The following is a 26,247-nucleotide window of genomic DNA, read 5'->3' as shown; positions in this document are numbered from 1 at the left end:
CGTAGTAATATTCTACCCGTTGTCTGGATATGTGTTGAGTGTTCAGATGCGTACTTTTTATATAAGCACGAGCTCAATATATTTCATATAAAGAATCTTTTTACGGATGGTAAGATCCAATGTCTAACAATAGCGGGATATTTAAAAGTTTTTTTTCTAAATTTTCACTGTTGGTTTCAGATCTAGTTTTCTTCAATGTTTCAATTTATTTGGCGTACTTCTTTGTCTACAAACTTATCGACGATCCAGGTATATTCCTTCTTTCAGACGGTTATCATGTAAGAATTCTTTCACACTTCATACTATCACTCATCTGTGTCGTTTGGTTTTGGACCCGTCTCCGGCATTACACATATAGAAAGCCATTCTGGTTTGAGTTGAAAGAGGTGGTCAGAACGCTATTAATATTTGCCGTTCTCGATTTATCCTTGGTGGCTTTTTCAAAATGGAATTTTTCGCGGCTTGTATGGATGATGACGTGGGTCCTTGTTTTGGTGCTGGTTCCGCTTGGACGCATTATTACTAAACGGATGCTGAATAAATTAGGGCTGTGGAAAAAACACACTATCATCATTGGTTCTGGCCGCAATGCGATTGAGGCCTACGCGGCGTTACAGAGTGAGGAAGTGCTGGGGTTCCGCGTCTCTGCGTTTGTTTGCAGCACGGGCCCTTGTGACGAGGTGGTTGCTGGCGTTCCGGTTATCGATTCTGAAGAACAGCTTTGGAGAATCGCTAACGTTGAAAGTACCCAGTTTATTGTGGCGCTGGAGTTTGAAGAACATGCACTGCGTGATTGGTGGTTGAAAAATCTCGCCAAGCATAACTGCCGTTCAGTATCCGTCATTCCGACGTTGCGCGGTGTGCCATTGTACGGCACCGATATGTCGTTTATTTTTAGCCATGAAGTGATGATATTACGGGTCAGCAATAATTTGGCTAAGCGCTCCTCGCGCATCGTTAAACGTCTGTTCGACATTATTGGCTCGGCATCGATTATTGTTCTTCTTTCCCCCGTGCTGGCATTTTTGGCTTATAAGGTCTCGCGAGATGGCGGTAAGTCTATTTATGGGCATGAGCGCATAGGGCATAATGGCAAAAAATTCAAGTGCCTGAAATTCCGTTCGATGGTCATGAATTCTCAGGAAGTGCTTGAGAATTTGCTGAGTACCGATCCGGAAGCCAGAAAGGAATGGGACAAAGACTTTAAACTGAAAAACGATCCGCGCATCACTAAAATTGGTCATTTCATTCGCAAAACCAGCCTGGATGAGCTGCCACAATTATGGAATGTGCTGAAAGGTGAAATGAGCCTGGTTGGCCCAAGACCCGTGATAGAGGCTGAGCTGGAGCGTTATGCCGGCGATGTCGACTATTACCTTATGGCTAAACCCGGCATGACGGGATTATGGCAGGTGAGTGGTCGTAATGATATTGATTATGATACACGAGTATATTTCGATGCCTGGTATGTGAAGAATTGGGCATTGTGGAACGATATAGCGATTCTGTTTAAAACGATCGGCGTTGTTTTAAAACGCGATGGCGCTTACTAGCTTTTATGACTCAAAATCATGAGTTACTAAATATGGCTTACTGTTACCGCCAGTTTATGGCCCTAAGTTTTCTTAAGCCATATGAATATATGAATTGAGGGTTGGAATGGAACGTAAAAAATTATTAATTGTTACCTCTTATATGTCCGGGAATGGTGGTGTCGAGCGGATTATTCAACGTGTGAATAGCCTGGTCGAAGAGAGGGAGGATATGGAGCTCACCGTTGTCTCCCTCTCAGGAGGAGATAAGAATATTGGAGAGAATAACAAGAAAATAGGATTCCATCGCGGGAAAGAAGATTGGCTATCCACGATGAAAGCGCATCGATTTCCGTTCAGTGTCGGTAGTCGGTTAGTTAATTTTTCTCTTCATGTTACATACATGGCATATTTTTTGATTAGAAATCATTTCGACTATGTTATTTGCACTGGGCCAGCACAGGCGCTTTACTTGAGCAAGTTGCGGAAGATCTTTAAATTAAAATTCCGCATTTATGCGTGGCCGCACTTTTCGCTCACATCTAACTTCGGTGATTTCACACTGTGCAAAAATGCTGACTATTGTCTTGGCATTAGCAGAGAGATATGCAGCCAGCTTGGTGAGATTGGTGTTGCAGAAGATAGGATTATTTATTTCCCTAATCCGTTCGAGCGCCAAGAAATAATAAAGAAAGAAAAGCATATTGAAGATGATGTCGATTTTGTATACGTTGGCCGGCTTATCTTTGAAGGGCAGAAAAGAATTAAGGATATTATTGATGCCAGTCTGCATGTTAAAGGGAATTTCAAGGTTCATTTGATAGGCGACGGTGCTGACGGCCAAATTATACGGGATTATGTGGAGAAGCATAACCTCACGGAAACGGTTAAAATTCACCAAGGTTGGCATGATAATCCGTGGAGTGTAGTGAAAGAACCTGACGCATTATTGTTATCTTCCGCATTCGAGGGGCTGCCAACCGTACTTGGTGAAGCAATGTCTCGAGGGGTGTTTTGCATTAGTTCAGATTGTAAAACTGGCCCCAGGGATTTTATCGATGATGGCGAAAATGGATTTATCTTCCCGGTTGGAGATGTTGCTACTCTTTCATCAATCATGCAGAAAGTTGTTAATAAAGAATATGGTTTTGATCCCCAGGTCGTCAGTAAGAATATGGAGTTTTTCTATGCTGATAACTATAATAAGAGATTTGAGGCTATTTTTGGCGGGAGCGCGTTGTGAGCGTAACTATGAACGGTAAAAGAATAGTTTATATTTCATTGATCGATCTTGGTGAAATGGCGACCGGCGTTGCCAAGAAGATCATGGCCCAATGTTACGCAATGCATTCGCTAGGGTTTGATGTCGACGTTATTTATATGACAGAGACCGGGATGACTGTTTGGAATATTGATTCTAATCAGAGAGACAGCTTTCCACTGAAGAAAGACAAGGGGATGTTGTTCTATTCTTCGGTGATAAAATACATTAGAAAGAAAGCGGATTATTATGATTATGCTTATGTAAGGCTGCCATATCCTTCATTGAAAATATTCTCCTATCCGCTGGTTTTTTCGTTGAAAAAGACATTTGCCAGCAATCTTATCGTTGAGATACCCACTTTCCCATTTATTCAAGAAAGCAAAACCTTTAAATCCCGTTGCTATAATTTATACTTGCTTTTCTTCTCTTTGATTTTTAGAAAGAAAATTGATGTTATCAGTTATATGGGGGCACAGCGGGACAAAATATGGGGGGTCAAGGCCATCAGGATTTTCAACTCTGTTCCTCTCAATAAGGTGCGCGTGAAAGAGCATATCGCACATGAAGGCATCAATTTCATTGGCGTAGCGCAGCTGGCCTATTGGCATGGTTATGACCGTGTTATTACGGGCATTGCTGAGTACCAGAAAATGAATGGCGCTGTTCCTGTTTCCTTCCATATTGTGGGTAATTCGCTATCGGGTGACGGCGGCGAACTTCAAAGGCTGAAGGAGTTAGCTCAGAAGTTGGGTGTGAAGGACTCGGTTATATTTCACGGCTCGATGCACGGTGAAAAGCTGGATGCTCTCTTTGACTCCATGGATATCGCTGTAGATTCATTGGGGCGCCACCGGAGTGGCAATGATTACAACTGCTCCCTTAAGTCGAAAGAGTATTGTGCACGCGGCATTCCATTTATTAAGAGCCATTTGGATGACTCCTTTTTGGGCACTGGTTATTATTATCAGTGCTCCGCTGACGATCTTCCCATTGATATGTCAGACATTGTCACTTGGTTTTATGAATCGAAATTTGAAAGCCGGACACTGCGTGAATATGCTGAAAAAGTCTTTGACTGGCGAGTTCAATTGAGTAAAGTCTTCGGAAAAGATGTACTTCACTCTGATAAGGCATAAGTTTAAGAGGATAAGTTCCATTCTTTATTCACAGGTTAGGGAATGGTTTTCCTCCCGTCGATTGTTCGGTGCTTAATTGCACTATAGTTGTCTGAAGATTAATTTATTTTTTATTGAAGATAATGACACCAGGCGCTATCTTGAGAGGTAATAATGAGTGTTGCGATGGAAAAAGCTCGCATTTTAGTGATTCTTTATGGTAAGGAGCTGGCTAGTTCAACGACGTTATCTTCGTTATTAAAGTTTGATTGCTCTTTATTTGATTTGGTCGTAATAAATAATGGGCCAGCGGTTCTGAGTGATAGTGGCGATTTTTATCACCAGCTCGAAGTGGGTTTCCACACTTTCGAGTTGATGAACAAAACCGAGAATATGCCGCTTAGCATTGCATATAACGGCTTTATTGATGCGCATCCGAATGCGCAAAAATATGTGTTTCTCGACGATGACACTGAAGTGACAGAAAGTTTTATATCCCGTCTTGTTGACGATGATGTGTCATACGACGTTGAAGTGCCTAAGATTGTGGCAACGGATGGCTCTCTGGAATCGGGGGTTGTTCAGTATCCGGTCGAAGACGACGTTCCTGTCCTGGAAATGAGAATTGTTGATGTTGGCACCGTTTCCTCTATCGGTTCAGGCTTGATCTTGACTCGCCAATTTATTGATAAATTCCGAACTGCCCACATGCCTATTTTTGATAATCACTATGCGTTGTATGGCGTGGACTATAGCTTGTTCAGAAATATGCGAAAGCTTTTAGCTAAAGGCGTTCCTTTTACCTTTACAAGTTTTTCTTCTATAAACCACTCTTTGTCCCGTTTGCAGAAAGGGACGCTGAGCGAGCATACGAAAAGGGAGCGCCTGTATGACATTATACTGTCTGCGCGGCACTATCCCGATAAGTCCTATATTAAAGGCCTTGTAAAGTCACTCGTTCGTGCGGTGCTTAGCCTTGATTTTTATTTGGTTTTTCATATTATCTCTACTTTTTTCAAAGGCTATCATCCAAGGTGCAAGCAATACATCACCACTGGGAAAAAGTAAGCTGACCCTATCATCTCTTAACGCGCAGTATGAAACGCTGCGCCATCACACTCTCCTCTGCTTGTCTGACCTGTCGTTTTTCGGCATTCCACCTCGACCTCCGATCCTTTCGCCTCTCTTATATTTATTTCTTCATATTTATTGCGTTCCTCACAAATAGGAACGCATCATCTGTTGTTCCTTCTTCGCCTGAAAATTCAACTCAATGATAATTAAATGGTTTTATTTTGTTGGCTATTCTTTGTATGACTAAAGCAATCAAAGCTTTGAGGCTTGTTACGCGTTGATAACTCAGTGTTTTTTTATTTTATTTCTTAACTTATTGCTTTTATTGTATTTTCTTGCTCGTTAGATTTTCTTGCCGTACATTTTTCATTAAGTAGATGCATTAATATTATCACGAACTATTTGCTATCTAATATTAACATTAATTATTTTTTCAATTTCGCTAACTATTTGATATTAATGGGTTTTAATCCTGTCTTTTTCTGTTGATAATAAAAATCCCACTTCCTTGACAGCTTGCGTTTTTTGAACTTTTCTTTATATGCGAAGAAAGGGGGTTTTTTCGCGAGGTATTCGATTGTGCGGTAACGTTTTTATCGCTAACGCCAGGTTTTAAAATCAGATTTGATTTTGCCTAGCTAAAACCATTTTGTTTAAGGATACGATTATGGCTTCTCTCGTGTATCAAAAAGAGGCGGCGGCGCTTCTTTTAGCAGTGCTTGGGCAAAATGCCTCGCCAAGTGTATTTGATAGTGTTGGCAACCAAATAGAGAAGGGGCAGACTACCGCCCAGGCGTACATTACAAGTCTGTTAAACTCCAGCGCCGGTCAGGCGCTGTACGCGTCTAAAACCGACGTGGAGATCCTGCAGACCATTTACACGTCAGTCTATGGCAGCTCGCCGAGCACCGCGGAACTTCAGGCTATTCTGAGCGGCAGCTCGTTGACCAACGCCATCTCCGATGCCGTGACGTCCTTGTTAAACTACAACGGGTTCGATTCGGGCACGTTGACGTCTCAAAACAACTTCGACGCACAGCTGAATAACGTGTTGTATCCGGGCACCAGCGCCGCCGGTTCCGGCCCTGGCGTATCGGACGCCTTGGCGCTGTATTACCTGGCGGGGATCGATCCGGTTACCAGCACGGTCATTACTCTGGGGACACAAATCAACACCTCGGCACAGACTTTTGCGCAGGTTGCCAATAAGTTTGTCACCGATCGCGCGGCGCTGAACTCGCTGTCCAACGCCGATTTCATCAACAAAGTGTTCACCGAAGCGTATGAGCGCGCACCAAACAGCACCGAACTCTCCGCTCTGAACGCGATCCTCAGCGGCGGCGGCACCAAAGGCGATGTGTTGGTCAATATCATCACCGGGCTGCGCGGCACGGTTGGCGCCGGCGATACGGCGGCGCAGCAGTTCTTCTTGAACGAGACGGCACCGGACAACGCAGGACAATTGGCGGGGCTGGCCGCGCGTGAACAAGTTGCATCGATCTTCCTCGCCGTGCCACAGCGCGATGTCGATGCGCAGGGTCTGGACGACTGGAGCAACTATCTTGGCAAGCACGGTAATACCTTCAGTTCGCTGACCACCAAATTGTTGACCTCCGTCGAGTTCCAGAAAAAAGGCGCTCAACTGACCGGCACTGACTTCATCCAGCATGTGTATACCGGCGTTCACGGCGTTGCCGCGACACCGGCGCAACTGGCGCTCTATAGCGGGTTGACCGACAAGGCCGCGATTACCACCGCTATTATCAACGATCTTCGCAACTCGACGGCGACGGACAACACCACGGTTGCTCAGCAGCACGCGTTTGAATACGACATCGGCACCAGCCTGGTTTACAAAACGGCGGCGACTCTGACCACTACTGCTGCGGGCGGCAACGCCACCGGTACCGTCAACACCAACAGCAGCCATGTGTTGAGCAACGCCGAAACGGCGGTTCTGACCAATATTCAACTGAACGCCAACGCGGCGGCGACGGTGAATCTGGCGTTTGCCGATCATCTGGCCAACCTGACGATCAACGGCACCGCCGCTTCCATCGTGTCGCTGTCGACCGATGGCGTTAACCCTGGGGTCGGCATCACCGTCAATAACGGCAACGTGGTGCTGAACGGCAGCTCCGGCAACGACAAGGCGGCGGTCACTTCGACTGCCAATCTGGCGACCGGCGCGGCGAAGTTCAACCTGGGCGACGGCAATGACAGCCTGACCTGGGTGGGCAATGCCGCGGCAGGTGCCGCGAACATTGTCAACTCCGGCGTGCAGGCTAACGGCGGCAACGGCATCGACACCATCTCCGCCAACTTCATCACCAAAAACGTGACTACGGTGGCATCCGGCATCGGCGGCCTGGGCCGCACCACAACCTTCACGACCAATGCCAGTAATTTCACCAGCTTCGAGAAAATTGATCTGGGCGGTTATATCGGCAAAGCAACCGCGACCGACCGCGGTAATGCCGTCGCGACTGCGGATCATACTTTCGACTTCGGTATCCTGACCGGCAACGCGACCACGGAAAGCAGCGTCAATGCCGGCACTCTGGTTCAGGCGGGAACCTCCAATATCGGTTCGCAAGGCTTTGTGTTGTCCGGTTTGGCCAGCGCAGTCAAGGTGATTAACGCCGCCGGCGGCGACTCTGCTCAGCTTGAGGTGACAGGAAACGCCACCGCAGCCAGCAGCGTGGACATCACCTTCCGGCAAAACGCCACCGATCACTTCAATGTGAACTTCACCGCGTCGGGCACCACCGATATTAATGCCGGTTCATTGAGCCTGAACAGCAGCAGCTCTGTTCTGTTCCCTACTGCGCTGTCCACGATCAATATCGCCTCCGGCGGCACCGGCGATCACGGCAATATCTTGAATCTGGCTGGTTCCAACTCGCAGGTCAGTTCGATTTTCGTTACCGGCGATCATCATCTGGATCTGACCGTGGCGTCGGGCTACAACAACCTGTTGACGCTGGATGCTTCCGCCAATACCGGTGGCATTGATGTGGTGCTCAACCAGGGCGGCACCGGGCAGGGCGTGTTGTATAACCTGCTGGCGCTGCTGCCGCTGGGCAGCACCCTGGCCAACCTGCTGGGACTGGGCGGCACGAACTTCGCGCTGACCGGTTCTAGCGCCGCCGACAGTTTCACGGTGCTGGGCAACACCACCATCACCGGCGGCACGGGCGCCAACGATTATCACCTGGTCAGCAGCACCACGGCGGCGGGCGTGACGATCAATGACTTCAACAGTGCGCAGGACAGCATTGTCGATGGCCTCTCCGGGTTGACCATTTCCGCTACCGCCGGCATCAACAATATCGCCGACTATGGCGTCCGTACCGAAAGCGTGCTGGCGAACGCGGTCAGCGCACTGCTGGGCGGGATCCTTACCGGTGCGATTGGGGCTCTGGGGGCCTTGCTGGGCATCGGCGGCAACGACTCGCTGGGAAGCAAAGTGGGCGTAGTTGGGGTTGAACGTTCGGGCGGCACCGATTCATACATCATTATCGATAACAATGATGACCATAAATTGGATGCCAACGATAGCGTGATCTACCTGAAAAATACCGATCACCTGAACCTGGTCGATACGCTGCATTACGCATCGACGGTGACGCTGAACGGTATCGCTCATGCGCCTGTGGCTGAAGTCGCTTGATAATCAATCTTGCTGTTAAGTGAAATAAAACGGGGGCACGTATCGCCCCCGTTTTTCCGTCACGGACCGAGTGAGGCGCGATGAGCTGAGTGTGATCATTTCGGCATTTAACAAGGAGCTATCCTGGTGTTTTTCCTAAATTTTCTATAGGCGGCGTTTTTTTGGCGGCGGCCTTGCCGTTATGTGCTTTTTGTATCTATGCTTAAAAAAAGCAGCTGCAGTCTCGAGCATGTTTGGGGTGATGTCGCATACGAAAAACCGATGCGAATCAATGCGATTTGGCTGACAGTGCAGGTGAAGTAAGGAAAGAAAGTGAACCAATTTATCCCGCGCAATGAAATTGCGGATGTTATCCGAACGCGCACCAAAGTCTTCTGGACCGTTGGCATTTTTACCGCCTTTATTAACTTATTAATGCTTGTTCCCTCCGTTTATATGCTCCAGGTATATGATCGGGTTCTGCCTTCGCGCAATGAAATTACCTTACTGATGTTAACGCTCATCATGCTGGGCCTGTTCGGTATGATGGCGCTGTTGGAATATGTGCGCAGCATGGTGGTGATCCGCATTGGTAGCCAACTGGACATGCGTTTGAATAACCGCATTTATACGGCTGCATACGAATCTAATCTCAAAAACGGGTCTTCCGACGCAGGGCAAATGTTGGGCGATCTGACCATGGTGCGCCAGTTCCTGACCGGCAGCGCGTTATTCGCCTTCTTCGATGCGCCTTGGTTCCCGATTTATCTGCTGGTGATTTTCCTGTTCAACCCATGGCTTGGGTTGTTTGCGCTGGTCGGCTCATTGCTGCTGATTGCCCTGGCCGTGATTAACGAAATGGTTTCCAAACAACCCCTGGCAGAAGCGAGCAAACTGTCGATTATGTCGGCGAATTTGGCGAGCACCAATTTGCGCAACGCTGAGGTGATCGAAGCCTTAGGGATGCTGCCTAACCTTAAACGCCGGTGGTTCGGTTTGCATCAGCGTTTTTTGAACAGCCAGCGGGTAGCCAGCGAACGCGCATCGACGGTGACGTCGATCACCAAATTCGTGCGGTTGTCTTTGCAGTCGCTGGTGCTGGGCCTCGGCGGCTGGCTGGCTATCGACGGGCATATCACGCCGGGGATGATGATCGCCGGATCGATCCTGATGGGGCGCACCCTGGCGCCGATCGAGCAGGTGATTAACGTTTGGAAAAGTTACAGCGCCGCCAAGCTTTCGTACGGGCGCCTGGTCAAATTGCTGGATACACATCCGGAACGCGGAACCGGCATGTCGCTGCCGCGGCCGCAGGGGCTGGTTTCGGTTGAGGGCGTGTCCGCCACGCCGCCGGGATCTCGGGGCGATGCGGTGCTGCATAACGTCAGCTTCGCCGTCGAGCCCGGCGACGTGCTGGGGATCATCGGCCCCAGCGCTTCAGGCAAGTCGACGTTGGCGCGCTTGCTGGTCGGCATTTGGCCGGTGAGCGACGGCATTGTTCGGCTCGACAACGCCGATATTTACCAGTGGAACAAAGATGAGCTTGGGCCTTATATCGGTTATTTGCCGCAGGACATCGAGCTGTTCGCCGGGTCGATCGCCGAGAACATTGCGCGCTTTAACGAGGTGGATTCGGAGAAAGTCATTGAGGCCGCCAAGCTGGCGGGCGTGCATGAGCTGATTCTGCGTTTCCCGCATGGCTATGACTCCATTATCGGCAACGGCGGCGCGGGCTTGTCCGGCGGGCAAAAACAGCGTATCGGCCTGGCGCGGGCGCTGTACGGCGACCCTGCGTTGATCGTGTTGGATGAGCCCAACTCCAATTTGGATGACGCCGGCGAAAGAGCGCTTAATCAGGCCATTATGTTCCTTAAGCAGCGCAATAAAACGGTGGTCTTGATCACCCATCGCACCAATTTGCTGTCGATGACCAACAAGCTGCTGCTGCTGGTCAATGGGAACGTCAATGCGTTTGGCCCTACGCAGCAAGTGCTTCAGGCATTGGCGAATGCGCAGCGCCCTCAGAGCGGGCCGCAGGCCGTGCGGGCGGTCAGTAATGAGCCGAATGACGGCAATATTCCAAAAACTCAAATTAATTAAGCCGTGAACTTGCCTGGCGGCGCGGTCGCGCCGCTTGCAATCAAAGGAGTTGGTATGTCTACGCATATTGGCGAGCCGCAAGACTCGTACACAGAGCAAATCCCGCAGGACGAGCGGCGTTTTACCCGCATGGGATGGTTGGTCGTTGGGATCGGGCTGTTCGGTTTCTTCATCTGGGCGGCGTTCGCGCCGCTGGATAAAGGGGTGGCGTCGCCGGGTTCCGTTACCGTTTCCGGCAATCGGAAAACGGTGCAGGCGCCGGCCAGCGGCATCATCAAGAACATCGCGGTAAAGGAAGGCGACAAGGTTAAAGCCGGGGAAGTATTGGTTCAACTCAGCCAGGTGCAGGCGCAGGCGCAGGTCGAATCGTTGCGCGATCAGTACTACACCACGCTGGCGACCGAAGGGCGGCTGCTCGCGGAGCGCGATGGTTTGAGCAAAATCGCGTTTTCTCCTGTGTTTGAACAGATTAAAGATCAGCCGCGGGTGGCGGAGATTATTGCACTGCAAACGCAGCTTTTCACTTCACGTCGCCAGGGGCTGCAAAGCGAGATCGACGGTTACAAGCAATCGATGGACGGCATGCGTTTCCAGTTGAAGGGGCTGCAGGACTCCAACGGCAACAGGCGCATCCAGCTAGCCAGCCTGCGCGAACAGATGAACAGCATGAAACAGCTGGCCGCCGACGGCTACTTGCCGCGTAACCGTTATTTGGAAATCCAACGCCAATTCGCAGAGGTTAATGGCGGTATTGATGAAACTGTTGGCCGCATCGGCCAATTGCAAAAGCAGCTGCAAGAGTCTCAGCAGCGAATAGATCAGCGTTTTGCCGACTATCAACGCGAAGTCCGCACGCAGCTGGCACAAACTCAAATGGACGCCAGTGAGTATAAAAACAAGCTGGATATGGCTAATTTCGATCTTGGCAATACGGCGATCACCTCACCGGTGGACGGCACCGTCGTCGGGCTGAATATTTTCACTCTGGGGGGCGTCGTGGGAGCGGGTGACCACCTGATGGATGTTGTGCCCAGCCAGGCGATGCTGGTGGTGGATTCTCGTCTGAAAGTCGATCTGATCGACAAGGTATACAATGGGCTGCCGGTGGATTTGATGTTTACCGCTTTCAACCAAAACAAGACCCCGAAAATTCCGGGAACGGTAACGTTGGTTTCAGCCGACCGCTTGGTCGATAAAACCAATGGCGAACCCTACTACCAGATGCAGGTCACGGTATCTCCAGAGGGCATGAAAATGCTCAGCGGAGAGGACATCAAGCCGGGGATGCCGGTCGAAGTGTTCGTGAAAACGGGATCGCGCTCGTTGTTGAGCTATCTGTTTAAACCTATTCTGGATCGCGCTCATACTTCATTAACCGAGGAATAATTTTGATTCAATCAAAACGACAGGCTGCCGCCCTCGCTATCGGCACCCTTTTGTTTGCGATGTCTGCGCCGGCTTATTCGATAGGGATTTTAGACGCATATTCGCTGGCATTAGAAAAGGACCCGACCTTCCGGGCGGCGATTAAAGAAAAAGAAGCCGGGGATGAAAATGAGAATATCGGCAGGGCGGGGCTGCTGCCGAAGGTATCGCTGAATTACCAAAACTCACCGCGCAACTGGCAAACGCAGAAGTATCCGCAAGGTGATTTCTTCGGCAATGTTTCGGAGGTCACCAAGCGGCAGCAGTATCGCAGTTACTCCGGTTCGGTGACGCTGACGCAACCGCTGTTCGATTACGAGGCATATGCGCGTTATAAGGCCGGCGTGGCGCAAACGCTGATGTCGGACGAGCGCTATCGCGGCAAATATCTGGATCTTGCGGTGCGGGTGATTTCAGCCTATGTCGAGGTGGCGTATTCCAAAGATCAGATTGCGCTGGCGGAAGCGCAAAAGGCCGCCTACAAAGAGCAACTGGCGCTGAACGATCGTTTGATGAGCGCCGGGGAAGGGACCATCACCGATGTTTCGGAGACGCAGGCCCGGTACAGCCTGGCGGAAGCCCAGGTGATCGAAGCGCGAGATGCGATGGACGCCGCACAGCGGGATTTGGAGGTGATTATCGGCATGCCGCTCAGCCAATTGGATGAGTTGCAAACGCTGCGGCCTGGAAAATTCCAGGTTGCGCCGCTGATCCCGTCGAAGTTCGAAGAATGGCAGAAGATCGCGATAGCAAACAATCCCACCTTGGCGGCGTCGCGTCACGGCGTTGAGGCGGCTAAGTACGATGTGGAGAGGAACCGGGCCGGTCATATGCCTCAGGTTCAGCTCTACGCATCGCATTCTGAAAATGATTCGAGCAGCGACAACACCGTAAACCAGAAATATCGCACCAACAGCATCGGCGTACAGCTCAGCATGCCGATCTACGCCGGTGGCGGGGTCTCCGCCTCCACACGTCAGGCGGCGGCGCGTTATGGTCAGGCGATGTATGAAATGGATGCGCAGGTCGGTACTACGTTGAACGATCTGCGCAAGCAGTTCAATTTATGTATCAGCAGTAAGGCGAAGCTGGCGGCGTACGAGCTGGCGGTGAAATCGGCCACCACGCAGGTTGAAGCGACGCGCAAGAGCGTGTTGGCGGGGCAGCGCGTCAACGTCGACGTGCTCAACGCCGAACAGCAGCTTTATAGCGCCCAGCGCGATTTGGCTTCCGCCAAGTACACCTACATCAAATCCTGGATCACCCTGTTGAGCGACTCTGGCACGTTGGATGAAAAAGACGTGCAACGCGTGGCGCAGTATTTTGCCAAAGGGCGTTGAAATTCTGATGCAGATGCTGGGGTTGCCCGATAGCGGAAGCCCCAGCATGGTTACTGCATGTGCCAGCTGGTATTGTATTCAAGGCACAGGGACAATACGCTTCCCCCCATCAGATCATGGATATTCACTTTCTTATCGCTTTGCGCGTTTTGCGTATAGCTCAGGGTCAGGCGATCCGCGTTGAGAGCCGCCGTCATAATCTGTGCGCTTTCGTTTTTTAGCGCCGCATTTATCACATGCAAAATCGGCATGGTTGAACCGAATTCATAGTGAGAATCGGTATTTTTAGGTAAAGCGCCGAGGGTCAAGGCGTTTTGCAGCCCGTCGGTCTGGGGCGGTAATGTGATTTCTATAAAGACTTTGGTGATCCCCGCCATGAAGACGCAGGAACCTTTGGCCTGTGCAAGAGATAGCTTATCGCCGGAACTGCCGTTGTATAGCTCCGGCGTAAATTTCTTCACCCGATGCTTAAACTGATGGTCAGGGTTTTTGTCTTCGGCGTCGAAGGCGATAGGTTGCGACTCAAATCTCCCCGGCCAAACACGCTCGATAACCGCACCGGTTTTTCCATCCCATAAACTCAGGTAGCGCAATGCGTTGTTTGACACTTTGGGTAAGGATAGCGCCGTACTGATATTGTGGGTGTAAAGCAGAGTAGAAATCACATTATTGATTGGCAATGATACTGTGCTGATTGGTGCAAAAACCGAACTTGCTATTGAAGCACGGATTGCTGAGAGGCTACCTTCACAAACCAGTGCAGGGAGCGTTTTCATATCTTTATTCAACTCGTCGACACCCGACTCGTAAAAGCGGTTATCTTCAGTGTTAGGTTTGGCGTGGTCAGAAAACCCGACTCTTTCGATAAAAGAGTTCTTAACCTCTCCGTAATATATCGAGCCTTGCCCATAGCTCGATAAAATAGGCGTTCTTTGCAGGAAGTAAACTTTCAGGTCGTTGATGATTAAGTTATTGTTTCCACGATTGTAGCGGCTGAAGTTAATAAATGCACGGCCGGCGATGCCGCGGTATTTATTTTCGGCATAGGATGACTTGGTCTTAAGATCCATACCGACGTTGGAGAGCCGCCCACCTTCCGATGTCGTGGCTGAGTTTTTAGACTTGAAAAAATAATCGTCGAAAAACTTATCGATGGCGCGGTGTCGATCTGACCAAGATAAATTATTACCGACGGCGATTCTATCGATGGTGAGCATGTCGCACCAGCCTAGGGCGTAAATATCATTGTTACGATATGGTGGGACCCATTCACCGCCGAGTTGAACGTTATTTCTTTGCAGCCACATGCCACCAACGACAATACCTGCATAGTTGCCGGCAATTGTCTGAGTTCCCCAGCTACAGGAGTCTACCCCTTGAGCGATCGCGGGAATCCCGCAGTTGTAATAAAATATATTGCCGATACGTGACTCCGCAAACATCACACCGTCGGATATCCATCCAATAAAAGCATTCAATATTCTAAAATTGTCAATCGAAACGTTGCTGACATAAGTATTCATCCGTGTTTTTTGCGGGTACCCGTAAACGCGGAAAACAATACCGATCATTTGTTTTGTCGATATATCGCCCGACTCCCTGTTCCAGCCAAAGTCAATGTGGCTATTTTTCGTATTATCGGCCCGCAGTTGCACGTTTGAGGGGATATCCAGGCATACCGGCATGGTGATTTTTTCCTCTGCTTGCATATCGCTATCGAGTGCAAGACGAGAAAATTTTGGTGATATGCTGCCGTCATCGTAGGGCAAAACGTACTCGCCGCCGGCCGATAAGCATTTGTACTTTCCCGTAAAGTGTATTGTCCCTCCACCGGCCGCCGCCGCGTGAGCAATGGCGGCTCTAAAAGCGGGAGCGCTGTCGAAGTTTTCATAGCCCGGTTCTGTGATCGGATGCGCGCCGAACATTTGGACGTCAATGGCCAATAATTGGTCTAACGTCGTATCGCCAATGGTGTAAGCTTTTGCTTCGGAGGTTAAGCGCGCGAACTTTTCGCCGGTGATGGATGCGTAGTAGCGTTGTTGATTCTGGGCCTTATCGTAAGTCGCCAGCGAGAACTGTTTGTTTGCGAATATCTCGATCGGCTTTCCGTTAAGTACCGGCAATCCGTCGCTACCGAGCTGAATAGGTTGAGGAATGGGGGTTAATGTGCCGTCTTGCCGCTGAATGAAAACAGGGATCCTGTTCCGTGTGGTTTTAGGGTCCGAGCCGATATTCCCAACCAAGAGATAGCTCTCCTCCCGTGATCTTTGCTTTATGTTTTCAATCAGAACATTGGTAATCGATATTTTATCTTTTTGACCGATTGCATTGCTGATAACGGTATTTTCTGCCGCGCTTTTTCGGGCGGGGATAAACAAAGCAAGAAGTCCCAGCATACTATTTTTAAGTAGAGAACGACGTTCCATTAAACCTACCTCAGCACGAATATCAATTGGACTTCAGTTGGTTTTTTATCGTACATACTTGTCAAAATCACGGCAAATTTATTTACTTTCAGTATCAATCGAGCGGGAAGAAGTTTTTCTATAACTATTTGTTTTTTTTGAGAAGTCATTACGGGGAGAGAGCGTGTGTGAGCCCTTGACGGGGGCATGTCGGCCGCCGCTCGCCGCGGCCTTAAGAATAATTCTGAAATGTGGCTTTACTTCTGTATTGTTGCCTCAGATGCGTTATCGTATGTCTCCGAACTGCCCGCCTGAGATCGGCCTGTTGGCTGAAAGGTTGTTTTTTAGCCGATGCGTTTGCTTCATATCGAGTGTTCAAATGCGGCGCGCCGCGGGCATGACTAATGTATAACGCGAAGCATGAGAGGAGTGGTTATGGCGATTTTGGTTACGGGCGGTGCGGGGTATATCGGCTCACACACGGTGCTGAGTCTGCTGGAACGCGGGGAAGACGTGGTCGTGTTAGACAACCTTTGTAACGCTTCCGAAGAGTCATTGCATCGCGTTGAGCAGCTGACCGGCAAGGCTGCAGTATTCTACCGCGGGGATATTCGGGATCAGGAATGTCTTGAACGTATATTTGGCGAGCAGCAGATTAGCGCCGTCATCCATTTTGCGGGTTTGAAGGCCGTGGGTGAGTCTACGCGCAAGCCGCTTGAGTATTATCAGAATAATGTCGCGGGCACGCTGGTTCTGTTGGAAGAAATGCGCCGAGCCGGCGTACACCAATTTATCTTCAGCTCCTCGGCGACGGTTTATGGCGCCCACTCACCGGTTCCTTATGTTGAAACGACGCCTATTGGCGGCACGACGAGTCCATACGGCACCTCCAAGCTGATGGTTGAGCAAATTTTGCAGGATTTCGCCAAGGCGGAACCGCAATTTTCCATTATTGCCTTACGCTATTTCAATCCGGTTGGCGCACATGAGTCCGGCATGATTGGTGAAGATCCGAACGGTATTCCGAACAATCTTTTGCCTTATATCTCTCAGGTGGCGATCGGTAAATTGGAGAAGTTGGGCGTGTTCGGCGGAGACTATCCGACAAAAGACGGGACCGGCGTACGCGATTATATCCATGTGATGGATTTGGCAGAAGGCCACCTTATGGCGATGGGGCATCTGGCTAAGATTGAAGGGTTCAAAGCGTACAACCTGGGGGCCGGCGTCGGGTATTCCGTATTAGAAATGGTGCAAGCCTTTGAAAAAGCCTCCGGCGTCACCGTTCCTTATCAAATTTTACCGCGCCGCGACGGTGATCTTCCTGCCTTCTGGGCTGATGCGCGCCTGGCGAAACAAGAGTTGGGATGGGAAGTTCAGCGCGGCATTGATGCCATGATGCGCGACACCTGGAACTGGCAGCAAAAGAATCCGCAAGGGTACCGCTGATCGCCAATGTGGCAGGAACCCGTTTGTGAAGGAAGGGAATTGGATAAGAAAACGTTACTGCGCACCGGCAGATTTGCCGAGTGCGTTGCCGCTGTTTTCACGGAAGGTGCGGTTTTGTGATTAGCGGCAAATTCTTATGTCGGTTCAACATGATTGAGATGGGAATTTTCCCACGAAGCTAGGCGTTGTTTTAGAGGATTTTATGAAAATTATCGTTACCGGTGGTGCAGGCTTCATTGGGTCGGCGGTTGCCCGGCATATCATTAATGATACCAATGACCACATTCTGGTGCTGGATAGCCTGACCTACGCAGGTAATCTGGAGTCGTTGGCGACGATCGCCGACAGCGACCGCTACGCGTTTGAGCAGGTGGACATCTGCGACCGCGCGGCGTTGGATCGCGTGTTCGCCACCTTCAGGCCGGACGCCGTGATGCACCTGGCGGCGGAGAGCCACGTCGACCGTTCCATTGACGGCCCTGCGGCCTTTATCGAGACCAACATCGTCGGCACCTATACGTTGCTGGAAGCGGCGCGCCAATATTGGCTGACCCTGGACGAAGCGCCAAAACAGGCGTTCCGTTTCCACCATATTTCCACCGATGAAGTGTACGGCGATCTGCACGGCACCGACGATCTGTTCACCGAAACGACCCCTTACGCGCCAAGCAGCCCGTATTCCGCCTCCAAGGCCTCCAGCGATCACCTGGTGCGCGCCTGGCTGCGCACCTATGGTTTCCCGACCATAGTGACCAACTGTTCCAATAACTACGGCCCTTATCACTTCCCGGAGAAGCTGATCCCGCTGACCATACTGAACGCGCTGGACGGCAAGGCGTTGCCGGTATACGGCAACGGCGCGCAGGTGCGCGACTGGCTGTATGTCGAAGATCACGCCCGCGCGCTGTACAAAGTGGTGACCGAAGGCAAAGTGGGGGAGACCTACAATATCGGCGGCCACAACGAACGCAAGAACATCGACGTGGTGCAGACCATTTGCCGCCTGCTGGACGAGCTGGTGCCGAATAAGCCGGGCAACCTGAGCCGGTATGAAGAGCTGATCACGTTCGTGACCGATCGCCCGGGCCATGATATGCGCTATGCGATCGACGCCTCAAAAATTGACGCGGAGCTGGGCTGGAAGCCGCAAGAAACGTTCGAGAGCGGCATTCGTAAAACCGTCGAATGGTACCTGGCCAACGAAGCCTGGTGGAGTCGCGTGAAGGACGGCTCCTATGCCGGCGAACGCCTGGGTCTGACACGTTAATTACTTCGAAGGGACAAAAATGAAAGGTATTGTTTTAGCTGGCGGTTCAGGTACGCGCCTGTATCCGATCACCCGCGGTGTGTCCAAGCAACTGTTGCCGATTTACGATAAACCGATGGTGTACTACCCGCTGTCGGTGCTGATGCTGGCCGGCATCCGCGAGATTCTGATCATCACGACCCCGGAAGATATGCCGGCGTTCCAGCGCCTGCTGGGGGACGGCAGCCGTTTTGGCGTGTCGTTGAGCTACGCGGTACAGCCGAGCCCGGACGGCCTGGCGCAGGCGTTCATTATCGGCGAAGAGTTTATCAACGGCGACAGCTGCGCGCTGGTGCTGGGGGACAATATCTATTTCGGCCAGAGCTTTGGCAAAAAGCTGGAGTCCGTGGTGGAGCGTAATCAGGGCGCGACGGTCTTCGGTTATCAGGTCATGGACCCGGAGCGTTTCGGGGTGGTGGAATTTGACGACAACTTCCGCGCGCTGTCGCTGGAAGAGAAGCCGGCGACGCCGAAATCGAACTGGGCGGTGACCGGTCTGTACTTCTACGACCGCGACGTGGTCGAGATGGCGAAACAGGTGAAACCGTCGGCGCGCGGCGAGCTGGAGATCACCACGCTGAACCAGATGTATCTGGACAAGGGCGCGCTCAACGTTGAACTGCTGGGGCGTGGCTTCGCCTGGCTGGATACCGGCACGCACGACAGCCTGATTGAAGCGTCGCAGTTTATCCATACCATCGAAAAGCGTCAGGGATTCAAGGTGGCCTGCCTGGAGGAAATCGCCTACCGCAAGGGATGGCTGAGCCGTGAGCAGGTGGCGGAAGAGGCCCGGCTGCTCGGCAAGACGCTGTATGGCCAGTATCTGTCTCAGCTGATTGTGGAGAAATAATCATGCAGGTCACGGATACCAAAATTGCGGGCGTGAAGATTATTCAGCCGAAGGTGTTTGGCGATGCCCGCGGTTTCTTCCTGGAAACGTTTGAAAAAAAGCGTTACCAGGACATGCTGGGCATTGATTTGGACTTCGTTCAGGACAACCACTCGCGTTCATCGCGCGGCGTGCTGCGCGGTTTGCACTTCCAGAAGGTTAATCCGCAGGGCAAGCTGGTGCGGGTGGTGCGCGGCGAAGTTTTCGATGTCGCCGTCGACATTCGGCCGGAGTCGCCGACCTACGGCGCCTGGGAAGGGGTGATCCTGTCGGAAGAAAACAAAACGCAGTTCTGGGTGCCGCCGGGCCTGGCCCATGGCTTTGTGGTGCTGTCGGACGTCGCCGATTTTGAATACAAGTGCACGGATTATTACAACCCGGCGCACGAAGGGTGCTTGTTGTGGAACGATCCGCAGGTCGGCATCGAGTGGCCGGTCACCCAGCCGCTGCTGTCGGAGAAAGACAAGGTGGGCAAACTGCTCGGGGAACTGGCGCAATGAAAATACTGTTGACCGGCTCGAAAGGGCAACTGGGCAGCTGTTTCCGCGATCGGCTGCCGGCCGGGTGGGAGGTGCTGGCGACGGACAGCGACAGCCTGGATATAACCGATCTGGCCAGGGTGAAGCAGGTTGTGGCGGATTACCGGCCGGATGCTATCGTGAACGCGGCGGCGTATACGGCGGTGGACAAGGCGGAAAGCGACAGCGAACTGGCGGCGCGGATCAACGAGCAGGGCCCCAAAAACCTGGCGCAGGCGGCGGCGGAGAGCGGTTGCCGGTTGATCCACGTCTCAACCGACTATGTTTTCGACGGACAGGCGCAGGCGCCGTACCGCGAGGCGGATGTGACCAACCCGCTGGGCGTTTACGGCAGGACCAAGCTTGACGGGGAAATTGCGGTGGCCGGCGCGCATCCTGAGGCGATCGTCATCCGCACGGCATGGGTCTTCAGCGAATACGGCAATAACTTCGTCAAGACGATGTTGCGGCTGGCGAAAGAGCGCGATGTGCTGGGGATAGTCAGCGATCAGCGCGGTTGCCCGACGTACGCGGGCGATATCGCGCAGGCGATAATCGGGTTGCTGCAGTGCCGGGCAGAGGGCGGGGTTTACCATTACTGCGGCGACAGGGAAGTGAGCTGGAGCGAATTTGCCGAAGCGATTTTCAGCGAGGGGATGGCGCAGGGCGTGCTGGAGAAATCACCGCGGGTAAACGGCATCACGACCGAACAGTACCCGACGCCGGCTAAACGGCCTGCCTACTCGAGCCTGAACTGCGGGAAAATCGAAAGCTTAGGTATCTCACGTTCAGACTGGATGAATGCATTGAAAAGTACGATAAAAGCAAAAACTGCATAAAATAAATTTAAACAAGGAGCCTATCTCTATAGGTTCCTTGTTAGTTTAGTCAGGTTGATGGGAGTCATATGGGACTAGTCTCTAATGCGAAGTGGGTTGCTTTTTCGCAGCTGTTTAAAATTGGTGTCCAGGTTCTTAATATTGTTGTCTTAGCGCGACTCATGCCGCCCAGCGAATATGGCTTGATGTCGATGGCGCTGGTAGTGACAAACTTTGCGTTATTAGTCAGGGATCTTGGAACCGCAGCAGCGATCATCCAAAGGAAAGATCTTCAGAATGAGACGATCAATGCGATATTCTGGTTAAACATATTGATGGGTTTGACCATTGCCGGCATTATTGTCATATTTTCGCCGGTTATAGCGTATGTATTCCATGAACCGAGGCTGATTGCAGTGCTCTGCCTTTTGGCAATAAGCTTCCCATTGGCAAGCAGTGCCTCTGCGCACATGGCCTTATTGGAACGCGACTCTAAATTCAAAAAAGTGGCCTCTATTGAGATCAGCTCATCAGTGGTTGCTGTCATTGTCGCCATTATTATGGCCTATCAGGGATTCGGTGTTTATAGTCTGGTAGCGCAAATATTGGTTCTGTCGCTGATGTCGTCGGTACAGCTTTGGCTTGCGTCAAAATGGCGTCCTTCATTCAATAACATGATAAATACCAAGGAAATAAAAGGGCTGATTGGTTTTAGCGGAAACTTGACACTGTTTAATTTTATCAATTACTTCTCAAGAAACGCTGATAGCATGATGATCGGGCATTACATGTCAGCAGCAATATTGGGGGCCTATTCACTGGCATACAGAATTATGTTGTTCCCGTTGCAAAGTATGACCACTGTCGCTTCACGGGCGCTGTTCCCTATATTGAGTCAGCATCAGGATAATAGCGACAAGGTACGGGCTACCTATTTGAATGTCGTTTACGTGATACTGCTAGTTGTCTTTCCGCTGATGACCGGATTAGCCGTGCTGCGCGAGCCGTTTGTGCAGTTGGTATTCGGGGCTCAATGGTCAATGACCGCCGCAATACTATTATGGCTTGCTCCGACTGGAATTATTCAGGCTGTATTAAGCACGACGGGATCCGTTTTTATGGCCAAAGGACGAACCGATATCCTCATGCGCCTTGGTATTTTGGGGGCGATCTTGCAGGTCGGCGCATTTATTATTGGGGTCAGGTTTGATATTGACACGTTTGTTAAACTGTATTTTATCGCTAATGTCATTAATTTCTTCCCGGTAATGGTGATCTTGATGTGGTTGATCGGCGGTGCTTTAAAAGATGTACTCTTTAAAGTTTACCGCATTCCTCTTTCCACCATAATTATGGCTGGGGGGATTATGCTGCTTTGTAAGAATATTAAGCAATATAATCATATAGATAACTTTGTCGATCTTATCGTCGTGGCCGTATTTGGCGCCGTGCTGTACGCGGTGTCGCTGTTTTTGATTGACTCCACGTTCAGGAAAGCGCTGATAGCAACCACGGTTAAGGTTTCAAAAAAAATCGGTATCGCTTAACATTGTTCTTGACTGGATATTAACAAAACGGGCTGCTCAGGTGAGGGCCCGTTTTTTATTTCTCGCTGTTCATTTCCTTGTTTCATCTTTCGGCCGTGTTGGTGCGTATCGATCTATTCCTGGCATTGTGCTGCCTCTCTATACAAGGCTTTCTAACCGGCGACGGGGCCACGGTGTGCAGCTCGTGAAAGAGGGCGTTTGGGCATTTCATATTGAGAAGAATGCGCCTTTGAAAAAGCCTCTGAGGTCTCGTCTTTAGCCGATTTACCGCATTGCGACAGTTAAGGGACGATGTGCGTTTTCGCGGGGCAAATGTAGCTAGGGATGCTTATCCCTAGTATGATGTGTGGCATTGACCATTCACTGTAGAAAAAGACTATTATCTTGCCGATTCGTGCGTTATAGCATTCGGCGACAGATTACTCTGCAGACAAGTCATAATTTATACAAAAGATTGTTTCACGAAGCTAGGCGTTGTTTTAGAGGATTTTATGAAAATTATCGTTACCGGTGGTGCAGGCTTCATTGGGTCGGCGGTTGCCCGGCATATCATTAATGATACCAATGACCACATTCTGGTGCTGGATAGCCTGACCTACGCAGGTAATCTGGAGTCGTTGGCGACGATCGCCGACAGCGACCGCTACGCGTTTGAGCAGGTGGACATCTGCGACCGCGCGGCGTTGGATCGCGTGTTCGCCACCTTCAGGCCGGACGCCGTGATGCACCTGGCGGCGGAGAGCCACGTCGACCGTTCCATTGACGGCCCTGCGGCCTTTATCGAGACCAACATCGTCGGCACCTATACGTTGCTGGAAGCGGCGCGCCAATATTGGCTGACCCTGGACGAAGCGCCAAAACAGGCGTTCCGTTTCCACCATATTTCCACCGATGAAGTGTACGGCGATCTGCACGGCACCGACGATCTGTTCACCGAAACGACCCCTTACGCGCCAAGCAGCCCGTATTCCGCCTCCAAGGCCTCCAGCGATCACCTGGTGCGCGCCTGGCTGCGCACCTATGGTTTCCCGACCATAGTGACCAACTGTTCCAATAACTACGGCCCTTATCACTTCCCGGAGAAGCTGATCCCGCTGACCATACTGAACGCGCTGGACGGCAAGGCGTTGCCGGTATATGGCAACGGCGCGCAGGTGCGCGACTGGCTGTATGTCGAAGATCACGCCCGCGCGCTGTACAAAGTGGTGACCGAAGGCAAAGTGGGGGAGACCTACAATATCGGCGGCCACAACGAACGCAAGAACATCGACGTGGTGCAGACCATTTGCCGCCTGCTGGACGAGCTGGTGCCGAACAAGCCGGGCAACCTGAGCCGGTATGAAGAGCTGATCACGTTCGTGACCGATCGCCCGGGACATGATATGCGCTATGCGATCGACGCCTCAAAAATTGACGCGGAGCTGGGCTGGAAGCCGCAAGAAACGTTCGAGAGCGGCATTCGTAAAACCGTCGAATGGTACCTGGCCAACGAAGCCTGGTGGAGTCGCGTGAAGGACGGCTCCTATGCCGGCGAACGCCTGGGTCTGACACGTTAATTACTTCGAAGGGACAAAAATGAAAGGTATTGTTTTAGCTGGCGGTTCAGGTACGCGCCTGTATCCGATCACCCGCGGTGTGTCCAAGCAACTGTTGCCGATTTACGATAAACCGATGGTGTATTACCCGCTGTCGGTGCTGATGCTGGCCGGCATCCGCGAGATTCTGATCATCACGACCCCGGAAGATATGCCGGCGTTCCAGCGCCTGCTGGGGGACGGCAGCCGTTTTGGCGTGTCGTTGAGCTACGCGGTACAGCCGAGCCCGGACGGCCTGGCGCAGGCGTTCATTATCGGCGAAGAGTTTATCAACGGCGACAGCTGCGCGCTGGTGCTGGGGGACAATATCTATTTCGGCCAGAGCTTTGGCAAAAAGCTGGAGTCCGTGGTGGAGCGTAATCAGGGCGCGACGGTCTTCGGTTATCAGGTCATGGACCCGGAGCGTTTCGGGGTGGTGGAATTTGACGACAACTTCCGCGCGCTGTCGCTGGAAGAGAAGCCGGCGACGCCGAAATCGAACTGGGCGGTGACCGGTCTGTACTTCTACGACCGCGACGTGGTCGAGATGGCGAAACAGGTGAAACCGTCGGCGCGCGGCGAGCTGGAGATCACCACGCTGAACCAGATGTATCTGGACAAGGGCGCGCTCAACGTTGAACTGCTGGGGCGTGGCTTCGCCTGGCTGGATACCGGCACGCACGACAGCCTGATTGAAGCGTCGCAGTTTATCCATACCATCGAAAAGCGTCAGGGATTCAAGGTGGCCTGCCTGGAGGAAATCGCCTACCGCAAGGGATGGCTGAGCCGTGAGCAGGTGGCGGAAGAGGCCCGGCTGCTCGGCAAGACGCTGTATGGCCAGTATCTGTCTCAGCTGATTGTGGAGAAATAATCATGCAGGTCACGGATACCAAAATTGCGGGCGTGAAGATTATTCAGCCGAAGGTGTTTGGCGATGCCCGCGGTTTCTTCCTGGAGACGTTTGAAAAAAAGCGTTACCAGGACATGCTGGGCATTGATTTGGACTTCGTTCAGGACAACCACTCGCGTTCATCGCGCGGCGTGCTGCGCGGTTTGCACTTCCAGAAGGTTAATCCGCAGGGCAAGCTGGTGCGGGTGGTGCGCGGCGAAGTTTTCGATGTCGCCGTCGACATTCGGCCGGAGTCGCCGACCTACGGCGCCTGGGAAGGGGTGATCCTGTCGGAAGAAAACAAAACGCAGTTCTGGGTGCCGCCGGGCTTGGCCCATGGCTTTGTGGTGCTGTCGGACGTCGCCGATTTTGAATACAAGTGCACGGATTATTACAACCCGGCGCACGAAGGGTGCTTGCTGTGGAACGATCCGCAGGTCGGCATCGAGTGGCCGGTCACCCAGCCGCTGCTGTCGGAGAAGGACAAGGTGGGCAAACTGCTCGGGGAACTGGCGCAATGAAAATACTGTTGACCGGCTCGAAAGGGCAACTGGGCAGCTGTTTCCGCGATCGGCTGCCGGCCGGGTGGGAGGTGCTGGCGACGGACAGCGACAGCCTGGATATAACCGATCTGGCCAGGGTGAAGCAGGTTGTGGCGGATTACCGGCCGGATGCTATCGTGAACGCGGCGGCGTATACGGCGGTGGACAAGGCGGAAAGCGACAGCGAACTGGCGGCGCGGATCAACGAGCAGGGCCCCAAAAACCTGGCGCAGGCGGCGGCGGAGAGCGGTTGCCGGTTGATCCACGTCTCAACCGACTATGTTTTCGACGGACAGGCGCAGGCGCCGTACCGCGAGGCGGATGTGACCAACCCGCTGGGCGTTTACGGCAGGACCAAGCTTGACGGGGAAATTGCGGTGGCCGGCGCGCATCCTGAGGCGATCGTCATCCGCACGGCATGGGTCTTCAGCGAATACGGCAATAACTTCGTCAAGACGATGTTGCGGCTGGCGAAAGAGCGCGATGTGCTGGGGATAGTCAGCGATCAGCGCGGTTGCCCGACGTACGCGGGCGATATCGCGCAGGCGATAATCGGGTTGCTGCAGTGCCGGGCAGAGGGCGGGGTTTACCATTACTGCGGCGACAGGGAAGTGAGCTGGAGCGAATTTGCCGAAGCGATTTTCAGCGAGGGGATGGCGCAGGGCGTGCTGGAGAAATCACCGCGGGTAAACGGCATCACGACCGAACAGTACCCGACGCCGGCTAAACGGCCTGCCTACTCGAGCCTGAACTGCGGGAAAATCGAAAGCTTAGGTATCTCACGTTCAGACTGGATGAATGCATTGAA

At 51.9% G+C, this 26,247-nt stretch carries 19 protein-coding genes; 18 read left to right on the top strand and 1 reads right to left on the bottom strand.

All coding sequences use genetic code 11. The features are described from left to right. The first annotated feature begins 119 nt into the window (after positions 1–119). The 8 genes from wbaP to ACMGF7_RS00060 all read left to right on the top strand — a co-directional run bounded on the left by wbaP (position 120) and on the right by ACMGF7_RS00060 (position 13,502). Positions 120–1,553, top strand: coding sequence for an undecaprenyl-phosphate galactose phosphotransferase WbaP (gene wbaP / locus ACMGF7_RS00095; RefSeq protein WP_049241310.1), 1,434 nt, complete (start codon positions 120–122; stop codon positions 1,551–1,553). A gap of 106 nt (positions 1,554–1,659) precedes the next feature. Next, on the top strand, positions 1,660–2,775 hold the full coding sequence (locus tag ACMGF7_RS00090; protein ID WP_049241312.1) for a glycosyltransferase: 1,116 nt from the start codon (positions 1,660–1,662) through the stop codon (positions 2,773–2,775). Continuing rightward, the gene (locus tag ACMGF7_RS00085) at positions 2,772–3,932 is read left to right on the top strand and encodes a glycosyltransferase (RefSeq protein ID WP_164095334.1); all 1,161 of its coding nucleotides are present in this window, start codon (positions 2,772–2,774) and stop codon (positions 3,930–3,932) included. The genes ACMGF7_RS00090 and ACMGF7_RS00085 overlap by 4 nt, the downstream gene beginning before the upstream one ends. A gap of 165 nt (positions 3,933–4,097) precedes the next feature. Continuing rightward, positions 4,098–4,979, top strand: a complete 882-nt coding sequence (locus ACMGF7_RS00080) for a glycosyltransferase family 2 protein (RefSeq protein ID WP_049241315.1) — start codon at positions 4,098–4,100, stop codon at positions 4,977–4,979. A 673-nt stretch (positions 4,980–5,652) separates the two neighbouring features. Then, a complete protein-coding gene (locus tag ACMGF7_RS00075; protein ID WP_049241317.1) occupies positions 5,653–8,658 on the top strand; it encodes a beta strand repeat-containing protein in 3,006 nt (1,001 codons plus the stop codon). 312 nt (positions 8,659–8,970) lie between these two features. Then, positions 8,971–10,737, top strand: coding sequence for a type I secretion system permease/ATPase (locus ACMGF7_RS00070; RefSeq protein WP_049241318.1), 1,767 nt, complete (start codon positions 8,971–8,973; stop codon positions 10,735–10,737). Positions 10,738–10,791: 54 nt separating this feature from the next. Continuing rightward, the gene (locus tag ACMGF7_RS00065; protein WP_049241320.1) at positions 10,792–12,123 is read left to right on the top strand and encodes an HlyD family type I secretion periplasmic adaptor subunit; all 1,332 of its coding nucleotides are present in this window, start codon (positions 10,792–10,794) and stop codon (positions 12,121–12,123) included. A gap of 2 nt (positions 12,124–12,125) precedes the next feature. Then, positions 12,126–13,502 (top strand): TolC family outer membrane protein, encoded by a 1,377-nt coding sequence (locus ACMGF7_RS00060; protein ID WP_049241323.1) that lies wholly within the window; start codon positions 12,126–12,128, stop codon positions 13,500–13,502. A 50-nt stretch (positions 13,503–13,552) separates the two neighbouring features. Here the strand turns inward: ACMGF7_RS00060 and ACMGF7_RS00055 are convergent, their stop codons facing one another. Continuing rightward, on the bottom strand, positions 13,553–15,928 hold the full coding sequence (locus tag ACMGF7_RS00055; protein ID WP_080356237.1) for a phage tailspike protein: 2,376 nt from the start codon (positions 15,926–15,928) through the stop codon (positions 13,553–13,555). A gap of 414 nt (positions 15,929–16,342) precedes the next feature. Here ACMGF7_RS00055 and galE point away from each other — a divergent pair, with 414 nt between their 5' ends. The 10 genes from galE to rfbD (ACMGF7_RS00005) all read left to right on the top strand — a co-directional run. Next, positions 16,343–17,356 (top strand): UDP-glucose 4-epimerase GalE, encoded by a 1,014-nt coding sequence (gene galE / locus ACMGF7_RS00050; RefSeq protein ID WP_420286325.1) that lies wholly within the window; start codon positions 16,343–16,345, stop codon positions 17,354–17,356. A gap of 202 nt (positions 17,357–17,558) precedes the next feature. Further along, positions 17,559–18,623 carry a dTDP-glucose 4,6-dehydratase gene (gene rffG / locus ACMGF7_RS00045; protein ID WP_049240169.1) on the top strand — a complete coding sequence of 355 codons (1,065 nt, stop codon included), beginning with the start codon at positions 17,559–17,561 and terminating at the stop codon, positions 18,621–18,623. 19 nt (positions 18,624–18,642) lie between these two features. Further along, on the top strand, positions 18,643–19,512 hold the full coding sequence (gene rfbA / locus ACMGF7_RS00040) for a glucose-1-phosphate thymidylyltransferase RfbA (protein ID WP_049240168.1): 870 nt from the start codon (positions 18,643–18,645) through the stop codon (positions 19,510–19,512). Positions 19,513–19,514: 2 nt separating this feature from the next. After that, positions 19,515–20,051: a dTDP-4-dehydrorhamnose 3,5-epimerase gene (gene rfbC / locus ACMGF7_RS00035; RefSeq protein ID WP_049240167.1), complete on the top strand. Its 537-nt coding sequence runs from the start codon at positions 19,515–19,517 to the stop codon at positions 20,049–20,051. Beyond that, positions 20,048–20,908: a dTDP-4-dehydrorhamnose reductase gene (gene rfbD / locus ACMGF7_RS00030; RefSeq protein ID WP_049242083.1), complete on the top strand. Its 861-nt coding sequence runs from the start codon at positions 20,048–20,050 to the stop codon at positions 20,906–20,908. The genes rfbC (ACMGF7_RS00035) and rfbD (ACMGF7_RS00030) overlap by 4 nt, the downstream gene beginning before the upstream one ends. A 68-nt stretch (positions 20,909–20,976) precedes the next feature. After that, positions 20,977–22,434, top strand: coding sequence for a lipopolysaccharide biosynthesis protein (locus ACMGF7_RS00025; protein WP_197763625.1), 1,458 nt, complete (start codon positions 20,977–20,979; stop codon positions 22,432–22,434). A gap of 491 nt (positions 22,435–22,925) precedes the next feature. Next, complete coding sequence (gene rffG, locus ACMGF7_RS00020; protein WP_049240169.1) at positions 22,926–23,990, top strand: dTDP-glucose 4,6-dehydratase; 1,065 nt, start codon at positions 22,926–22,928, stop codon at positions 23,988–23,990. A gap of 19 nt (positions 23,991–24,009) precedes the next feature. Then, the gene (gene rfbA, locus ACMGF7_RS00015; RefSeq protein ID WP_049240168.1) at positions 24,010–24,879 is read left to right on the top strand and encodes a glucose-1-phosphate thymidylyltransferase RfbA; all 870 of its coding nucleotides are present in this window, start codon (positions 24,010–24,012) and stop codon (positions 24,877–24,879) included. A 2-nt stretch (positions 24,880–24,881) separates the two neighbouring features. After that, the gene (rfbC, locus tag ACMGF7_RS00010) at positions 24,882–25,418 is read left to right on the top strand and encodes a dTDP-4-dehydrorhamnose 3,5-epimerase (protein WP_049240167.1); all 537 of its coding nucleotides are present in this window, start codon (positions 24,882–24,884) and stop codon (positions 25,416–25,418) included. Further along, a partial coding sequence (rfbD, locus tag ACMGF7_RS00005; RefSeq protein WP_420286324.1) for a dTDP-4-dehydrorhamnose reductase occupies positions 25,415–26,247 on the top strand: 833 nt, incomplete at its 3' end. The genes rfbC (ACMGF7_RS00010) and rfbD (ACMGF7_RS00005), both read left to right, overlap by 4 nt.

It is taken from the genome of Serratia sp. BNK-17, assembly GCF_048684935.1.
In the GTDB taxonomy this organism is placed as follows: Bacteria; Pseudomonadota; Gammaproteobacteria; order Enterobacterales; family Enterobacteriaceae; genus Serratia; species Serratia nematodiphila.
The sequence above is the reverse complement of the archived record's forward strand: the minus strand, read 5'-3'. Positions and strand labels throughout refer to the sequence as shown.